This window comes from Enhydrobacter aerosaccus, assembly GCF_900167455.1.
GTDB classification, from domain to species: domain Bacteria; phylum Pseudomonadota; class Alphaproteobacteria; order Reyranellales; family Reyranellaceae; genus Reyranella; species Reyranella aerosaccus.
The window spans coordinates 1,041,397-1,058,585 of sequence record NZ_FUWJ01000002.1 but is presented as its reverse complement, the minus strand read 5'-3'; the positions used below and the strand labels follow the sequence as shown (position 1 = coordinate 1,058,585).

15 protein-coding genes and 1 tRNA gene are annotated in these 17,189 nt (G+C 65.9%); 6 read left to right on the top strand and 10 right to left on the bottom strand.

The features are described from left to right. Positions 1-28 precede the first annotated feature (28 nt). The 5 genes from gltB to B5D62_RS14330 all read right to left on the bottom strand — a co-directional run bounded on the left by gltB (position 29) and on the right by B5D62_RS14330 (position 8,200). Positions 29-4,573 (bottom strand): glutamate synthase large subunit, encoded by a 4,545-nt coding sequence (gltB, locus tag B5D62_RS14350; protein WP_085934524.1) that lies wholly within the window; start codon positions 4,571-4,573, stop codon positions 29-31. Positions 4,574-4,729: 156 nt separating this feature from the next. Continuing rightward, positions 4,730-4,912 carry a 4-oxalocrotonate tautomerase gene (locus tag B5D62_RS14345; protein ID WP_085934523.1) on the bottom strand — a complete coding sequence of 61 codons (183 nt, stop codon included), beginning with the start codon at positions 4,910-4,912 and terminating at the stop codon, positions 4,730-4,732. A 14-nt stretch (positions 4,913-4,926) separates the two neighbouring features. Then, positions 4,927-5,541, bottom strand: coding sequence for a glutathione S-transferase family protein (locus B5D62_RS14340; RefSeq protein ID WP_085934522.1), 615 nt, complete (start codon positions 5,539-5,541; stop codon positions 4,927-4,929). A 4-nt stretch (positions 5,542-5,545) separates the two neighbouring features. Then, positions 5,546-6,985, bottom strand: coding sequence for an NAD(P)-dependent oxidoreductase (locus tag B5D62_RS14335; RefSeq protein ID WP_085934521.1), 1,440 nt, complete (start codon positions 6,983-6,985; stop codon positions 5,546-5,548). Positions 6,986-7,246: 261 nt separating this feature from the next. Then, positions 7,247-8,200: a complex I NDUFA9 subunit family protein gene (locus B5D62_RS14330; RefSeq protein ID WP_085934520.1), complete on the bottom strand. Its 954-nt coding sequence runs from the start codon at positions 8,198-8,200 to the stop codon at positions 7,247-7,249. 104 nt (positions 8,201-8,304) lie between these two features. Here B5D62_RS14330 and B5D62_RS14325 point away from each other — a divergent pair. The 4 genes from B5D62_RS14325 to B5D62_RS14310 all read left to right on the top strand — a co-directional run bounded on the left by B5D62_RS14325 (position 8,305) and on the right by B5D62_RS14310 (position 11,240). Then, positions 8,305-8,389 (top strand) — tRNA-Leu (locus B5D62_RS14325). Positions 8,390-8,417: 28 nt separating this feature from the next. After that, positions 8,418-9,029: a ribonuclease D gene (locus B5D62_RS14320; RefSeq protein WP_085934519.1), complete on the top strand. Its 612-nt coding sequence runs from the start codon at positions 8,418-8,420 to the stop codon at positions 9,027-9,029. A gap of 87 nt (positions 9,030-9,116) precedes the next feature. After that, positions 9,117-10,655, top strand: a complete 1,539-nt coding sequence (gene rpoN, locus B5D62_RS14315) for an RNA polymerase factor sigma-54 (RefSeq protein ID WP_085934518.1) — start codon at positions 9,117-9,119, stop codon at positions 10,653-10,655. A 114-nt stretch (positions 10,656-10,769) separates the two neighbouring features. Then, positions 10,770-11,240, top strand: coding sequence for a PTS sugar transporter subunit IIA (locus B5D62_RS14310; protein ID WP_085934517.1), 471 nt, complete (start codon positions 10,770-10,772; stop codon positions 11,238-11,240). Positions 11,241-11,286: 46 nt separating this feature from the next. Here the strand turns inward: B5D62_RS14310 and B5D62_RS14305 are convergent, their stop codons facing one another. Both B5D62_RS14305 and B5D62_RS14300 read right to left on the bottom strand, forming a co-directional pair. Next, positions 11,287-11,520, bottom strand: a complete 234-nt coding sequence (locus tag B5D62_RS14305; RefSeq protein ID WP_085934516.1) for a DUF1150 family protein — start codon at positions 11,518-11,520, stop codon at positions 11,287-11,289. A 49-nt stretch (positions 11,521-11,569) separates the two neighbouring features. Further along, on the bottom strand, positions 11,570-12,034 hold the full coding sequence (locus B5D62_RS14300; protein ID WP_085934515.1) for an Hsp20 family protein: 465 nt from the start codon (positions 12,032-12,034) through the stop codon (positions 11,570-11,572). 284 nt (positions 12,035-12,318) lie between these two features. Here B5D62_RS14300 and B5D62_RS14295 point away from each other — a divergent pair, with 284 nt between their 5' ends. Then, positions 12,319-14,025, top strand: coding sequence for a heparinase II/III family protein (locus B5D62_RS14295; RefSeq protein WP_170920936.1), 1,707 nt, complete (start codon positions 12,319-12,321; stop codon positions 14,023-14,025). A gap of 341 nt (positions 14,026-14,366) precedes the next feature. On the opposite strand, the gene B5D62_RS14290 is transcribed toward B5D62_RS14295, so the two are convergent. The 3 genes from B5D62_RS14290 to B5D62_RS14280 form a co-directional block, all read right to left on the bottom strand. Next, positions 14,367-14,780: a four-helix bundle copper-binding protein gene (locus B5D62_RS14290; RefSeq protein WP_085934513.1), complete on the bottom strand. Its 414-nt coding sequence runs from the start codon at positions 14,778-14,780 to the stop codon at positions 14,367-14,369. A 103-nt stretch (positions 14,781-14,883) separates the two neighbouring features. Then, the gene (locus B5D62_RS14285; RefSeq protein ID WP_139373874.1) at positions 14,884-15,156 is read right to left on the bottom strand and encodes a hypothetical protein; all 273 of its coding nucleotides are present in this window, start codon (positions 15,154-15,156) and stop codon (positions 14,884-14,886) included. A gap of 85 nt (positions 15,157-15,241) precedes the next feature. After that, on the bottom strand, positions 15,242-15,997 hold the full coding sequence (locus B5D62_RS14280; protein WP_085934511.1) for an SDR family NAD(P)-dependent oxidoreductase: 756 nt from the start codon (positions 15,995-15,997) through the stop codon (positions 15,242-15,244). A 223-nt stretch (positions 15,998-16,220) separates the two neighbouring features. Between B5D62_RS14280 and B5D62_RS14275 the strand changes: the two genes are divergently transcribed. Beyond that, positions 16,221-17,111, top strand: a complete 891-nt coding sequence (locus B5D62_RS14275) for an AraC family transcriptional regulator (protein WP_085934510.1) — start codon at positions 16,221-16,223, stop codon at positions 17,109-17,111. Positions 17,112-17,189 lie beyond the last annotated feature (78 nt).

The window sequence follows — 17,189 nt, the reverse complement described above, 5'->3', positions numbered from 1 at the left end:
CCGCGGTCCAATACACTCCCCGTAGCGGTTAAGCTCTCTTCTCCTCTACCAGCGAAAGCGGCTGAGGCAGGCGCGAGACCATCTCCTTCGGCACCACCTGCCAGAAACGCTCGACCTCGCGGTTCCAGTCGTTGAGCAGTCGCGCGCCCAGAGGCGACTTGGTCTCGGCCACATGTTCCGCGATCATGGCCTTCAGAACGCCGTCCCAATGCGGATGGTCGATCCGTTGCCACAGCACCGTCTCGGGATTGACCTTGAGATCGAACACGCCCTCGGGATCGTAGACGAAGGCCATGCCGCCCGTCATGCCGGCGGCGAAGTTCACGCCGATCTCACCCAGCACCACGGCCGTACCGCCGGTCATGTATTCGCAACCGTTTGACCCGACGCCCTCGACCACGGCATCGGCGCCGGAGTTGCGCACGGCAAAGCGTTCGCCGGCGCGACCCGAAGCGAACAGCTTGCCGGCCGTCGCTCCGTACAGGACCGTGTTGCCGATGATGGCGTTGGCCTCGGGCACGAGATGGCTCGAAACCGTGGGCTTCACGACGATAGTGCCGCCCGACAGACCCTTGCCGACATAATCGTTGGCATCGCCGAACACCTCGAGTTTCATGCCACGCACGGCAAAGGCGCCGAGCGACTGACCGGCGGTGCCGCGTAGGCGCACGGTAACGGTATCCGGCTGCAGCTCGGACATGCCGTACTTGCGCGTGATCATGGCGGCGAGCCGCGTACCGACGGCGCGATGCGTGTTCCGCACGCTGTACTGGAGCTGCATCTTCTCGCGGTGGGTGAAGAGCGGCTGGGCGTCGCGGATCATCTGCGCATCGAGCGTGTCGGGCACCTCGTTGCGGCCCTCGACGGTGCTGTGCACGGCACCGCGTCCGCCGTCGGCGCGCGTCAAGAGCGGGCTGAGATCGAGGTCGTCGAGATAAGCCGCGCCGCGATTGACCTGCTTCAGCAGGTCGGAGCGCCCGATGATCTCGGTCAGCGAGCGATAGCCGAGCTGGGCCAGGATCTCGCGCACTTCCTCGGCGACGAAGCTGAAGAGGTTGACCACTTTCTCCGGCGAACCCTCGAACTTGGCGCGCAGCTTCTCGTCCTGGGTGCAGACGCCCACCGGGCAGGTGTTGGAATGGCACTGGCGTACCATGATGCAGCCCATGGCGATCAGTGAGGCCGTGCCGATGCCGTATTCCTCGGCCCCCAGCATGGCCGCGATCACCACGTCGCGCCCGGTCTTGATCCCGCCGTCGGTGCGCAGCAGCACCTTCTCGCGCAGCCGGTTGAGGGTCAGCATCTGGTGGGTCTCGGACAGGCCCATCTCCCACGGGATGCCGGCATACTTGATGCTGGTCTGCGGGCTGGCGCCGGTGCCGCCGCTATGGCCGGACACCAGGATCACGTCGGCCTTTGCCTTGGCGACGCCGGCGGCGATGGTGCCGATGCCCGAGCGGGCGACCAGCTTCACCGTCACGCGCGCTTCGGGATTGATCTGCTTCAGGTCGTAGATCAGCTGCGCCAGATCCTCGATCGAATAGATGTCGTGATGCGGCGGCGGGCTGATAAGCGTCACGCCGGGCGTCGAATGACGCAGGCGGGCGATCATCTCGCTGACCTTGATACCGGGAAGCTGGCCGCCCTCGCCCGGCTTGGCGCCCTGAGCCACCTTGATCTCGAGCTCGCGGCAGTTGTTCAGATACTCGGCGGTGACGCCGAAGCGGCCCGATGCGACCTGCTTGATGGCCGACGAGGCATTGTCGCCGTTGGCGCGCGGCTTGTAGCGGGCCGGATCCTCGCCGCCTTCGCCTGAATCGGACTTGGCGCCGATCCGGTTCATGGCGATGGACAGCGTCTCGTGTGCTTCGGGGCTGAGTGCGCCGAGCGAGATGCCGGGCGCGACCAGCCGCTTGCGCAGTTCGGTGATCGACTCGACTTCATCGAGGGCGATCGGCTTGCGATCGGTCTTGAAGTCGAGCAGGTCGCGCAGGTTGATGGGCGGCAGGCGCCGCACCGCCTCGGTGTACTTGCGGTACTTGCCGTAGGATTCGGTGTTCACCGCATCCTGCAGCATGTGGATGAGGTTACCCTCGAAATTGTGGCGATCGCCGCCGCGGCGGTACTTGTAGAAGCCACCGATCGGCAGCGCGATGACCTCCTCGTCGAAGGCCCGCGCATGCTGCTGGGAGATCTCCTCCTGCACGCCGCGTAGGCCCATGCCCGAGATGCGCGAGGGCATGCCGGGGAAGAACTCCTGCACCAAGGAGCGCGACAGGCCGACCGCCTCGAAGTTGCAGCCGCCGCGGTAGGACGACAGCACGGAGATGCCCATCTTGGACATCACCTTCAGCAGTCCCTCGTCCAGCGCCTTCTTGTAGTTGGCGAGGCACTGGCCGAGCGTCAGCTTGCCGAACAGGCCGCGCGCATGGCGGGCGGCGATGGTCTCCTCGGCGAGGTAGGGATTCACCGTGGTGGCGCCGACGCCGATGATGACCGCGACATAGTGCACGTCGAGGCACTCGCCGGAGCGGACATTGAGCGACGTGAAGGTGCGCAGCGACTGGCGCACCAGGTAGGAATGCACGCAGCCCGCGGCCAGGATCATCGGCAGCGCGGCGCGGTCGGGGCCGATATTGGCATCCGTCAGCACGACGTGCAGGCAGCCGCTGCGGACGGCGTCCTCGGCTTCCTTGCAGATGCGGTCGAAGGCCTGGCGCATGGCGTCGAGCCCGCCCTTGGGATCGTAGGAGCAGTCGATGCGCGCGGCGGTGTCGCCCATGTACTTGCGCATCGCCTCGAATTCGGCATTGAGCACGATCGGCGACTGCAGCGACAACATCTCGCTCTGCTCGGGCGATTCGTCGAGGATGTTGCCGAGATTGCCGAGCCGGGTGCGGATCGTCATGACCTGGCGCTCGCGCAGGCTATCGATCGGCGGATTGGTCACCTGGCTGAAGTTCTGGCGGAAATAGTGGTGCATGCCGCGATAGGTGTCGCTTAGCACCGCCAGGGGAGCGTCGTCGCCCATCGAGCCCACGGCTTCCTTGCCGTCCTCGACCATGGGATGGAGGATCATTTCGAGATCCTCGATCGACCAGCCCACCGCATATTGCCGCCGGCGCAACTCCTCGGCGCTGAAGCGCTGTTCGTGCGGCGCGTCCTGCTTGATCAGCGAGTCGAGCTCGACGGTGCGATTCGTCCACGCGGCATAGTCGTGCGTCGCCGCCAGCATGTCCTTGAGCTCGCGGTCCTTGTAGAGCTGCGGCTGGTCCATATCGACCGCCAGCATTTCGCCGGGGCCAAGCCGGCCCTTTTCGACGATCTTGGCCTCGTCCTGCGGCACCATGCCGGCCTCCGAGCCCGCGATCAGCAGGTCGTCGGAGGTCATGACATAGCGCATCGGCCGCAGACCGTTGCGGTCGAGGCCGACCAGCGCCCACTTGCCGGCGACGGCGGCGATCGCAGCCGGTCCGTCCCACGGCTCCATGACGCCGTTCACGTAGTGGTAAAGGGCGCGGTGGTTGGCCGGGATGTTGGGATTGGTGCCCGTGGCCTCGGGAATCATCATCGTCTTGACCATCGGCAGGTTGCGATGGCCGCGCACCAGCAGTTCGAACACGCTGTCGAGCGCCGAAGAGTCGGAGGCGCCGGGCTGGATGATCGGCTTCAAATCCTCGATGAAGGAACCGAAGCCGTCATGGGCGAGGCGCGCCTCGTGGCTCTTCATCCAGTTGACGTTGCCCAGCAGCGTGTTGATCTCGCCGTTGTGCGCGAGCACGCGGAACGGCTGCGCCAGCTTCCATTGCGGGAAGGTGTTGGTCGAGTAGCGCTGGTGGAAGATCGCAAAGCGTGACGTGAAGCGTTCGTCGAGCAGGTCGGGGTAGAACTGCGACAGATGCTCGGCGAGGAACATGCCCTTGTAGATCAGGGAACGGCACGACAGCGAGCAGACATAGAACTCGGAGATGTTCTCCGCGATCGCCGCCTTCTCCATGCGCCGGCGCAGGATATAGAGCTGCTTCTCGAACTCGCGGTTGTCGAGCTTGAGGTCGCCGCGGCCGATCAGGATCTGCTCGATCTCGGGCCGAGTCTCGTTGGCCTTCTCGCCGATCACCGAGATGTCGACCGGCACCTGGCGCCAGCCCAGGATCGTATGGCCGAATCGCAGGATTTCGGTCTCGACGATGGTGCGGCAGCGCTCCTGCGCGCCGAGATCGGTGCGCGGCAGGAACACCGTGCCGACGGCGATGCGGCCGACCTGGGGCTCCAGGCCGCTGGCGTCGCGGATATACTCGCGGAAGAAATCCTGCGGGATCTCGACATGGATGCCGGCGCCATCGCCGGTCTTGCCGTCGGCGTCGACGGCGCCGCGATGCCACACTGCCTTCAGGGCATCGATGCCGGCGGCGACGACGTCGCGGCGGCGCTTGCCGTCCAGCGCCACGACCAGGCCGACGCCGCAGGAATCCATTTCCTGCGCCGGATTGTAGCCATAGGCCTCGGTCAGGCGCGCGGTGCCTTCCTGGTACTCGCGAACGAACTGCTGGGCATCGATGGATTGTGCGGACATGACGGGTTCCTGCTCCAGGAGCTAATGGCGCACGAGCCTGCGGACGAACCGGTGTCATCCCGAGGGCAGCGAGGGATCCTTGTCGCTTCGGCGGGAAAGATCCCTCACTGCGTTCGGGATGACACCGGTTTCTTCGTCAGCCTCTCGTGCCGGGTATCAGTCGGAAAACAGCTTTCCGGCTTCGGCCCAGTTCTCTTTCTTGACGTCGGTCAGGACGATCTGGACGGCTTCCGGCGCGCAGCCGAGCGCACGGCAGGTGGCGTCGGTCAGTTCCTTGGCCAGTTTGCGGCGCTGTTCGATGGTGCGTCCCTCGAACATCTGCACATTGATCATCGGCATCGTCTTAGTCCCCCTTACGTCGGCTTGTGGTCGATGGTGACGTATCCCGGCTGCTCGGCCACACGGGCGAGCCAGGCATTGATGTGCGGATAGCGGGCGAGATCGAACTCGCCTTCGTGCGCGACATGGGTGTAGGCGTAGAGCGCGATGTCGGCGAGGCCGTAACGCTTGCCGACGAAGAACGGACGCGTCTCAAGGTGGCGTTCCATCACTTCGAGTGCATCATAGCCCTTCTTCAGCCGCTCCGGCAGATCGAGTTCCTGCAGCGGGCTCAGCTTGGTGAGGAAGTGCCGCCAGTAGCGCACGACCGCGATATAGGGTTCGTGGCTGTACTGTTCGAAGAACATCCATTGCAACGTCTCGGCGCGCGCGCGGCGATCGGCCGGCGCGAATGCCGTGCCCTCCGCGAGGTACCACAGGATCGCCCCCGACTCGGCGAGATAGGTGCCGTCCTCGAGCTGCAGGGTAGGGATGCGGCCGTTGGGATTCTTCTGCAGGAACTCGGGCGTCCGCGTCTCACCCTTGAGGATGTCGCGTTCGATCAGCCTGTAGGGCAGGCAGAGCTGTGCCAGCAGCAGGCGCACCTTGTAGCCGTTGCCCGAGCCCATGAAGTCATACAGTGTCAGCATCGCTCTATTCCGCGGCGACGGCGACCGATGCCGCCTTGGTCGTCAGGTAGGAATGGATGCGGTCGGCGGCATCGCGGCCGTCACGCACCGCCCACACGACCAGCGACGCGCCGCGCACGATGTCGCCGGCCGCGAACACGCCATCGAGATTGGTCATCATGCTGCGCCAGTCGATCTTGAGCGTGCCCCAGCCGGTCACGCCGAGGTCGGGCTCCTGCAGCATCGACGGCAGATCCTCGGGGTCGAAGCCCAGCGCCTTCAGCACCAGATCGGCCTCGATGTTCACATGGCTGTTGGGGATCTCCTGCGGCGTCTGGCGCCCGGAGGCATCGGGCATGCCGAGATGAATACGCACCGAGCGGACATGGCTCACCTCGTCCTTGCCCAGGAAGGATTGCGGCGCGGTGAGCCACACGAACTCGACGCCTTCCTCCTCGGCGTGCTTCACCTCGCGCTGCGAGCCCGGCATGTTGCCGCGGTCGCGGCGGTACAGGCACTTCACGCTCCGGGCGCCCTGGCGCACGGCGGTGCGCACGCAATCCATCGCGGTGTCGCCGCCGCCGATCACGACCACGTTCTTGCCGTTGGCGTTCAGCGCACCCGATTCGAATTCCGGCACGGCATCGCCCAGGCCCTCGCGATTGGAGGCGGTAAGAAAGTCGAGGGCCGCGGCGATGCCCGGCAGGCCGACACCGGGAGCCTGGATGTCGCGTGCCTTATAGACGCCGGTCGCGATCAGGACCGCGTCGTGACGCTGGCGCAGCTCGGCCAAGGTAACGTCGCGGCCGATCTCGCAATTGAGGTGGAAGTCGACCTTCGAGTCGCGCAGCAGCGTCTCGCGCCGCCGGACGACGTCCTTCTCGAGCTTGAAGTTTGGGATGCCATAGATCAGCAGGCCGCCGACGCGGTCGTAGCGATCGTAGACCGCCACCTGATAGCCCTTGCGGCGCAGTTGTTCGGCGGCCGCGAGGCCGGCCGGTCCGGCGCCGACGATGCCGACGCTTTGCGGGCGTTCCCGCCGCGGGCGGATCGGCTTCACCCAGCCCTGGTCCCAGGCCGTGTCGGTGATGAACTTCTCGACAGAGCCGATGGTGACCGATTCGAATCCCTTTTCGATGACGCAGTTGCCTTCGCACAGGCGGTCCTGTGGGCAGATGCGGCCACAGATCTCAGGAAAATTGTTGGTGGCGGACGAAAGCTCGTAGGCCTCATCGAGACGGCCTTCTGCGGTGAGCTTCAGCCAGTCCGGGATATTGTTGTGCAGGGGGCAATGGACCTGACAGAAGGGCACGCCGCATTGCGAGCAACGCGAGGCCTGTTCCGAGGCCTTCTCGCGGGCATAGCGGGTGTAGATCTCCTGGAAATCGTGGCGGCGCTCCGCCGCAGGCCGCTTTTCGGGCAGGGCCTGAGGCGTTCCCACGAACTTCAGCATTCTTTCGGCCATGCCGGGCCCCCTAAAACACGCTGTGAAATTTTATTACGCAAAAAACGCGCCGACCGCGCGAATGCTGCGCGAGTGGCCGCTATTCATCATGCCTGAAGTCGAAAGTCAATAAAGTTGACCTAATTATCGAATCAGATTTCCGTATGCCATAGCTCGATGCCGATATGCGATTCGGCAAGGACTAAATTAGTCTTATATCGGTACTATACGGGATGGATATGCAAAAGCCTTGTAGATCAACACCGTAACATGAAGATGACGTCAGGCTGGGGCGTGCTGGTTGTACCGACCGCCGATGCGATAGCGGTCAAGGTACATCGGCAGGATCGATTCCGCCGCAGTGGGCTGGATGCCCAGGGTCTGCAGGGAGGGGGCGCCGGGACGAACGATGGTGTCGACCAGCATCAGATCGATCTGGTCGCGGGTCAGCGGCGGCACCGGCAGGAACTCGGCAAAGAACGCCGCCAGCTTCATCAGGCCGGCGGGGATGCCGACGATCGCCTTGTCCCGGTCGATTTCATGCAGCACCAGGGCCGCCAGTTCGCGATAGGTATAGATCCGCGGTCCACCCAGCTCGAACACCGTCTTGACGGTGTCGGGACGGCGCAGCACGGCGGCCACCGCCGCGCCGACATCGCTTACGAAGACCGGCTGAACCCGCGCCTTGCCGCTGCCGATGACGGGCACGAACGGCGCCTTGGCGGCGAGCCCGGCCAGGCGATTGAAGACCTGGTCGTTCGGCCCGAATACGACGCTGGGCCGCAGGATTGTCGCCGTCTCGTAGCCGGCGATGATCGCCCGCTCGCCCTCGCCCTTGGAGCGGATGAACGGGCTCCTCGAGGCCTGGCTGTCGGCGCCGATGCCGGAAATATGGATGAGCCGCTCGATGCCGGCGGCAATAGCCGCTGCTCCAATGGCTTTGGCGCCCTCGACATGGACCGACTGGAAGCGCTGCCGGCCGCGCTGGAAGAACACGCCTGTGGCATTCACGACAGCCTGGCTGCCGGCAATGGCGGCGGCGACCGACTGTGGCATGCGGATATTGGTGCGCATCAGCATGATCTGGCCGACATCGCCGGCCGTGGTGACCGAGTCGGCAAGCTCCGGACGCCGGACGGCGATACGGATCTGGTACCCCTCCAACGCCAGTGCCTGAACAATGGCGCGGCCGACGAAGCCGCTGCCGCCGAAGACCGTGACCTGCTTGATGCTCATGGTCGCTGCCTATAGCCGAACGGAGTTCGGCCGCAAAGGTCTGCTGTAGTTGACATTACGGCGACGGGGCCCTAACTCACCGCCCGCACTAGCCCGCATGCCGTGCCCAGGTGGCGGAATTGGTAGACGCACTAGTTTCAGGTACTAGCGCCGCGAGGCGTGGAAGTTCGAGTCTTCTCCTGGGCACCATGCGCGGCGTGCGAGGCATCCGGTAAAAATGGCAATCAAGCTCCATCGCGGCGATCTTCCGGCCGATCTCACCCTTGGGCCGGTCGTGGCAATCGATACCGAGACCATGGGGCTCAATCCGCATCGCGACCGGCTGTGCCTGGTGCAGTTGTCGTCCGGCGATGGCAATGCCCATCTCGTCCAGATGCCGCGCGGACCCTACAAGGCGCCGCGTCTGGCAGCGCTGCTGGCCGATCCGGCGGTGCTGAAGCTGTTCCATTTCGGCCGGTTCGATATCGCCGTCCTCGAGCATGCCCTCGGCGTGCGTTGCGAGCCGGTCTATTGCACCAAGATCGCCGCCAAGCTGGTCCGGACCTTCACCGACAAGTTCGGCCTCAAGGAGCTGTGTCGCGAGCTGCTCGGCGTCGATCTGTCCAAGCAGCAGCAGACTTCCGACTGGGGCGCCGAGACGCTGAGCGACGAGCAGCTGACCTATGCCGCCTCCGATGTGCTGCACCTGCATGCGCTGAAGACGAAGCTCGATGCGCTGCTGGAGCGGGAAGGGCGCACGGAACTGGCCCAGGCGGCTTTCCGCTTCCTGCCGACCCGGGCCCGGCTCGACATCGCCGGCTGGCCCGAGGTCGATATCTTCGCCCACTGAGCACATCGCCCGGTAGCTTCTTCGCGGTTGGCACGGATTTTGCTACATATCCTTCGGTGAGGCCTTTGGGCTTCCGGGTGGGGGTATATGCGTATCGGTCCAAGTCTTCTCCTGGCCTCGCGCCAGACATTGGCTATGACGCCGCAGCTCCAGCAGGCCATCAAACTGCTGCAGTTTTCGCACCTCGAACTTGCGGCCTTTATCCAGCAGGAACTCGAAAAGAATCCCCTGCTCCAGGAAGGGGCGGGTGACGACGGGCCCGTGGCCGAGAAGGAGCTGGCGCCCATCGACGCTCCGAACGACACCGCCGATGCTCTGGCCGCAGCGGCGCCGGCGCTGGCCGATGCCGACGATCGCTGGACCCGGGAATTCGCGGATCGCGGCGGTGATGGTGCGGCGAGCCGCAGCGGTCAGCGCGACGATGCGCCCGACGCGCTGGACTTCGTCGCCGACCGCTCCTGCTCGCTGGCCGCGCACGTGCTGGAGCAGATCGATCTGATTTTCACCGACACCGTCGAGCGCCGGATCGCACTGAAACTCGCAGAAGGTCTGGACGAGGCGGGCTATTGCCGGCTTGAAGCCGCCGCGGTGGCGCACGCCCTGGGGGTTGCGCTCGAGACCGTCGAGCGGGTGTGGGCGCGACTGCGCCAGATCGAGCCGGCCGGGCTGTTCTCGCGCACGCTGGCCGAATGTCTCGGCGCCCAGCTCGCCGAGCGCGATCGCCTCGATCCGGCGATGAAGACCTTCCTCGACAATCTCGACCTGGTCGCTGCCGGCGAGCTGGCGCAGCTGCGCCGGCGCTGCAGCGTCGACGAGGAGGACCTGCGCGACATGCTGGCGGAACTGCGCACGCTCGATCCGCGGCCGGGCCAGAAGTTCGAGTTCGAGCCGATCCAGCCGGTGGCGCCCGACCTGTTCCTGACGCCGGCCAAGGATCCCGAGACCGGCGAAGAGGGCTGGCACATCGAGCTCAATACCGACGCTCTGCCGAAGGTCCTGGTCGATCGCAAATATCACGCGACCCTGATGAAGGGCACGCGGGCCAAGGCCGAGCGCGACTTCGTGGCCGAGCGCTTCCAGTCCGCCAACTGGCTGGTGAAAACGCTCGAGCAGCGCGCGACGACGATCCTGAAGGTGGCGCGCGAGATCGTGCGCCAGCAGGACGGCTTCTTCCGCCACGGCGTCAGTGCGCTCAAGCCGCTGGTGCTGCGCGACATCGCGGTGGCCACCGAGCTGCACGAAAGCACGGTGAGCCGCGTGACCTCGAACAAGTACATCGCCACGCCGCGCGGCATCTTCGAGCTCAAGTACTTCTTCACCTCGGCCCTGCCGTCGCGTTCGCCGGGTGTGGTGGTCTCGTCCGAAGCGGTGCGGTCGCGCATCCGCCATTTGGTCGGCGGCGAGAACGCCGCGCAGCCCTTGTCCGACGATCGCATCGTCGATCTGCTCAAGGGCGAGGGTGTGGAGATCGCGCGCCGCACCGTTGCGAAGTATCGGGAGGCGATGCGTATCCCGTCATCGGCGGAGCGGCGGCGCCTCGGTCGGCTCGGCATGGCGCGCGGCCTCGCGCCCGCCCTGCCGCCGGCCGTCGTGGCGGCCGAAGCGATGGCCGGCCAGGCCGACTGACGCGCCAATGGCGGTCCTGCAGGTGGGCTTGACCGGCCCGGGGGACGCGCCTATAGGGGCGCACTTCTCGCCGGGCGAAGACTGGGCCCGACCCACTAACCTGTTGGTGACATTGTGGAAATCGCCGATTTGCTGCCCGGCCCGGACGCCGTCCTGGCCTGCGTGAAGGCGTCCGGCAAGAAGGCGCTGCTCGCTGAATTGGCGAGCCGTGCCGCCTCCCTCTACAAGCTCGACGAGCGCCGGCTGTTCGACCGCCTGCTGGAGCGTGAGCGTCTCGGCTCGACCGGCATTGGCGGCGGCATCGCCGTGCCCCATGCGCGGATGGCCGGGCTGACCACGCCCGTCGGCCTGTTCGCGCGCCTTGGCCAGCCGGTCGATTTCGATGCCATCGACGAACGCCCGGTCGACATCATGTTCCTGCTGGTCGCACCCGAAGGCGCGGGGGCCGATCACCTCAAGGCCCTGGCGCGCGTGTCGCGGCTGCTGCGCGATCGCGCCCTGGTCGACAAGCTGCGCGCAACCGACAGCGCCGACGCGCTCTACGCGCTGCTGGTCGAAACCGTTCCGACCCAGACCGCCGCCTGAGCGAACGCCCGGCGGCGGTCCCGCTGGAGTCGCCGATGTCTTCCTGTCAGTGGACCAGCGCCGGCTCGAGATCGTGCTGCCGCAACAACGCCTCAGCCACTTCGATCGTCGGCGCGGCCGCCATCGGCTTGCCGTCGGCCGAGAAGATTGCCACCGCGTGCGCGCCGTCCGGCAGGTTCACCGACTTGATGTAGGCGATCTGCTGCGCGCCCAGGCTCAGGAAAGCGTCTTCGGCAAGGGGCGTGAAGGCGCTCGTTGTCTTGTTGGTCTGGTTTTCCATATCCTACCTCCTTGGCGACATCCGCGTTTGGCGGTCTTATTGAGCGGTCTTATTTGACCTGGGCCCGTCGGGCGCCGATGTCGATGGTCTGGTTCGACTGGCTCTCGTTGCCGGAGTCGATCCGAATGGTGCGCACGCGCGGCTCTGCGACCAGCCGCACGAGGTCGATTTCGAGCAGGCCGTTGTCCAGCCGGGCGCCCGTCACCTCGATGCCGTCGGCCAGCATGAAGGCCCGCTGGAACTGGCGCGCCGCAATACCGCGATGCAGGAAAATCCGGTCCGGATCCTCGGCCTGGCGACCGCGCACCGTGAGCTGGTTCTCGACCAGCTCGATCACCAGGTCGTCGCTGGTGAAGCCTGCGACGGCCAGCGTGATGCGCAGCCCGTTCTCGCCGATCTTCTCGATATTGTAGGGAGGATAGCCCTCGGCGTTCTTGGCCAGCCGATCGAGCGTCCGCTCGAAATGGTCGAAGCCCAGGAGCAGGGGCGAATTGAACAGAGGAACACGACTCATCAGAAACCCCCCTCCTCAGGAGCGAGCGGCCCGGAAACCATGATCGGCTTTCCTTGCAACGAATCTGGGGTTCCCTCGGGCTGGTTCAAGAGGGCATGCCGGCCGGCTCGGTCCTGCAAAACCACCGAAAAACCCCAGGCCGGGTCCTTTCGGGGGCATCGCCAGGACCGTCAAGCTCGGGTAAAGTGCCTGTAACCCTCACCGTCCGGCCCGCTTGCCGGACCAAAGATCAGAAGAAGATGACACTGGTCGCCTCAGACTCCAGACGGCCTGGTGAGCCCCTTATGGCGGGTTCTCGGCCGGTTCGTTCCTCAGCTGCCCAGGCGCCGGGCCTTACCGACAAGCTTGCCCGGTGGGGACGGACCCTGCTGGCCTCGCCTCTTCGTCTGCTGACGCTGGGGCATCGCACGCCGGGCTCGTTCTTTGCCGTCGCTCCCGACGGATGGCCAGGCAATGCCGTGGCCGGCCAGCGCCTGCTGTCCGGCTCCTTCCTGGCCTTCGGCGAGAGCGGCCCGATCTTGCTGGGCGACCAGGATCCGCCATGGCAGCGTTCCGGTGCTTCGCCGCTGTGGATCGCCGCCCTGAATGGCTTCGCCTGGCTGCGCGACCTGCGCGATTGCGGCGATCCCTCGGGCGTGGCGCTGGCCGTCCACCTCGTCGACGACTGGATGGGACGCGAGGGCCGGTTCTTCTCCGGCGCCAGCTGGCAGCGCGACGTCCTCGCCACCCGCATCGTCGAATGGATCCGGCATTACGATTGGCTGTCGAGCGCCGCCGATCCCGGTTTTGCCGGCCGCTTTGTCCAGTCGCTCGGACGCCAGCGCCTTCATCTCAAGCGCGTCTCGCGCACCGGCCTTGCCGGTCACGAAGCGGTCGCGGTGCTGAAGGCGCAGATCTTCGCCGATCTCGCCTTCCTGCGCGAAGGCAAGGGCTTCGAGAAGAGTCTCGACCAGGCCGTCTTGCGCCTGTCGCGCTTCGTGAAGCGCTACGTGCTGCATGACGGCGTCGTCGCCGAACGCGCGCCGCATCTGCAGCTCGCGGTGCTGCGCCATCTGCTCGACGTGCGCGCGGCGCTGATCTCGGCCGAGCGCCGTCCGACCGCCGAGATCGTTGCCGCGATCGACCGGCTGGCGCCGATGCTGCGCTTCTTCCGCCATGGCGATGGCGGGCTCGCGCTCTTCAACGGCACCTGGGAAGGCGACCGCGCCACGATCGATCTCGTGTTGGCGCGCTCCGGATCGGCCGAGGCGGCGCCGGCGATGGCACTGGCGAGCGGCTTTCAGCGTCTCGCCGCGGGCACCTCCCTGGTGATCGCCGATGCCGGCAGTCCTCCCGGCCGCGGCACGGATGCCCAGGCCCATGCCGGCACGCTGTCCTTCGAGATGAGTGCCGCGCACGAACGGCTGATCGTCAATTGCGGCGTCTATCCCGGCGCGCCGCGCGAGTGGCGCCACTTCATGCGCTTCACCGCGGCGCATTCGACGGCCGTGGTCGACGACACCAATTCGAGCGAGATCACCGAGCACGGGGCTCTCGAATACCGGGCCGGCAATGTGCTGGTCGATCGCGCCGAGGATCAGGGCGCGCAGTGGCTCGATATGAGCCATGACGGCTACCGCTCCCTGTTCGGCATCATCCATCGCCGCCGCCTGTGGCTGTCGCCCGATGGCGGCGACCTGCGCGGCGAGGAGATGTTCACCGGGCACGAGGGCCGTCCGGTCACGATCCCCGACAAGCGCTTCATCGTCCGCTTCCACCTGCATCCTGCGGTGAAGGCGACGCTGGCGCAGAGCGGCCAGGCGGTGCTGATGCGCCTGCCAAGCGGCCGAGGCTGGAAGCTTCGTGCGTCCGGTGCCGGGATCGGGTTGGCCGAGAGCATTTATCTGGGCGAGGAGGGCCGCCAGCGCCGCACCGAGCAGATTGTGCTGGTGGGCCAGATTCCGGCGGAAGGCATTGCCATAAAATGGGCGCTGACGCGCATGGAAGGGTAAGGCCGGTCGGGCCCTTGCCGTTAAAGAAACGGAAAAATAACGAGTACCGTGCGGTAACTACCTCGGGTGCGACGCTCGCATGAACTTCGCGAATTCCGGCGCCCAACCGTGGAAGAGCCACCTGTCGCAAGGGCTTCAGCGCTTGTTCGCGAGCGCCTCGCGAGGCTTTCGCGACGTTTCGCGAAAAGCGCAGCATCCCTCCGAACGACGCAGGCGATTTCTTGAGGCGGGGAAGCGGCGACATAGCGCCACCATAAGGCCGCCGACCATCGACCCACGATTCCGGTCGTCAATGACGCCTCGCCTATTGCCTCGACGATCGCGTCAAAGCTCGTTGCGCTTCAGTGCATCGCCACCTTGATGGTGCCGATGGCGCGCGTACAGGCATCCTCACAGGCCCGGCAAGCATCGGCGCAGATGCGGCAATGGTTGTGCCGGGTGGCGTGCTTCCCGCATTCCTCGGCACAAACGCGGCAGGCCTCGGCGCAGGCTTCGAGGACCCGCTTCATGACCTCCTGGTTGCTGCCCGTGCGGCGCGAGCCGATACCGGCCGACGCGTTGCAGAGATCGGCGCAATCGAGGTTCAGCCGGATGCACTGGATCAGTTCGGACACACCCTTCTCGCCGAGACAGGCATCGGCGCAGGCAGTGCAGGCCTGGGCGCAGTCGTGGCAAAGATCGATGCAGCGCAGCAGCGCCTCATTGACGTTGCCCTGAACGTGCGGATGGGCGGCGATCATTTCCTGGGTATGCATCCGGATCTCCGTGCGAGCCGTTGAGGAAGCTTCGCGCGATCAATGATCGCCAGCCGGGAGAGGTTGCCGGAGTGTCGACATGCCTCGTCGGAAGTGGGCCGGCTCACCCTTGGCTGTCGTGCCCGGCGCCGGCACCGAGCGCTTGCAGTCCGGCGACCGTGATCGCGAGGCTGATCGGCGGATCGCCGGCTGTCTTCAGCCATCCCGAGCGGACAGCCAGCGCAATCGCTTGATCGAGACGCATGCGGTCGATGCGCAGGCTCAATGTTCCGACATTCACCCAGCTGGGCGCGGTCGTATCCTTGGTTGCCTCATGAACGGCGGTTAGGACGCGCCGCACCAAGGGCGGCGGTATGCGTTGGGAAGTCCGTGCCATCTCGCCCGCATTACGACCGAGAGGGCCGGCGAGGGCAACCCGCCTCGACGCCGCGTCGCCGCCATCCGCCTCGACCGCTGGGCGATCAGATCACCTGCCCGCCCGATACCTCGATGCGCTGACCGGTGACCCAGCGGTTGTCGGGCCCGAGCAGGCTCGCGACCATCGGCCCGATATCCTCGGGCAGGCCAACACGGCCGAGAGCGGTCATCCCTGCGAACTGCTTGTTGAGGTCGGGCATGTCGCGAACGGCGCCGCCGAGGAAGTCGGTCTCTATCGCGCCGGGAGCGACCGTGTTCACGGTGATGCCGCGTCCGCCCAGTTCGCGCGCCATGTAGACCGTTAGTATCTCGACGGCGCCCTTGGCTGCCGCATAGGCGGAAAAGCCCGCGAAGGATACGCGCGTGAGGCCGGAGGAGAAATTCACGATGCGCCCGCCATTCGCCAGCAGGGGCAGGAGCGCCTGCGTCAGGAAGAACACGCCTTTGACATGAGTGGCGAACAAGGCATCGAACTGTGCCTCGGTCGTTTCAACAAAGCTCGCCATCTCGCCCTGTCCGGCGTTGTTTACGAGATGATCGAGGCTGCTGCGGCCCCACGTCGCCGCGAGGATCGAGCGGCACTGTTCGACGAACGTCGGGAACGTCGGGACCGCGGTTACGTCGAGCCTGAGCGCGACGGCCTTGCGGCCAAGCGCCTCGATCTCCGCGACCACGGCCTGCGCTTCTTCCTCGCCGTTGCGATAGGTGAGGATGACGTCGCCGCCATGGCGGGCGATGCTGATGGCCGTGCTGCGACCAAGTCCGCGGTTGGCGCCGGTGACGAGCGAGACGGTGGTCATCGGAGATCTCCTGTTGTCTTGTCGATGTTGCGATGTCCCCGATATCCACGGAAACGACCGGTCGTTGTTGCCCGATTCTCGGCCTCTCTTGCCCGTTCCTGTGAACATACGGCTCCGGGAAGACTCGCCGGGTCACGGGCTATTGCCTGAAGCTTCGGATTTCTTGCCTAATTCTCCGCCTCAGATCGCGCGACCAGGCGGCGTCGGCTATCCTGCTGGCGTCATGATGGGCTCCCTCCTCGAAAGCGTGCGCCGCCACGCGGATGCGCACTGCCGCAACGGCGTGGCGCCGACGCCCATTCCCGGGCTCACGGTCCTTCGCGAGATGGCGCCGACCGCCTTGACCTACACCGTCTCGAAGCCGCTGGTCGCGCTGGTGCTTCAGGGCGGCAAGCGGGTCGCCACGGGAAGTCACGTCGTCGATTTCGGCGCCGGCCAGTCGCTGCTGATCACCATGGACGTGCCCACTGTCAGCCAGATCACGCGGGCGACGGCCGGGATGCCCTATCTTTCGCTGGTCATCGATCTCGATCTCGCGGTTATCGAAGAGCTGGTCGCGGAAATGGGCTCCGTTCCATTCGCCGTTGGCGCGGCGGTCCGGGTCGATTCGACCGAAGTGGAGGTTGCCGATGCGGCCCTGCGGCTCATGCGCCTCCTGGACCGCCCGGCCTCGTTGCCAGTGCTGCAGACGCAGCTCGTGCGCGAGCTGCACTTCTGGCTGCTGTCGGGCCGGCATGGCGGTGCCATCCGCAGTCTCGGCGTCGCCGACAGTCATGCGCAGCGTATCGCGCGAGCCGTCTCGCTCATGCGCGCCGGATACGCGAAGCCGCTGCGGGTGGAACGGCTCGCCGAGGCGGCCTCGATGAGCGTGTCATCCTTCCACGAGCATTTCCGCGCCATCACCTCCGTGACGCCGTTGCAGTTCCAGAAGCAACTGCGCCTGATCGAAGCGAGGCGGATATTGCTCACCCATGGCGCGACGATCGGCAATGCCGCCTACGCCGTCGGCTACGAGAGCGTTTCCCAGTTCACCCGCGAATATGGGCGCATGTTCGGCCTGTCTCCGGCGCGCGACATGAAAGCAGTGAGGTCGCGCCTGCAGTCGGCCGCCTGAGACATAGAGGCCCGTCGCGTCGGTCAAGCGGCCTCGAGGATCTCGCAATGTCCTCGTCGTGCGTGGCCCGAACCTGCG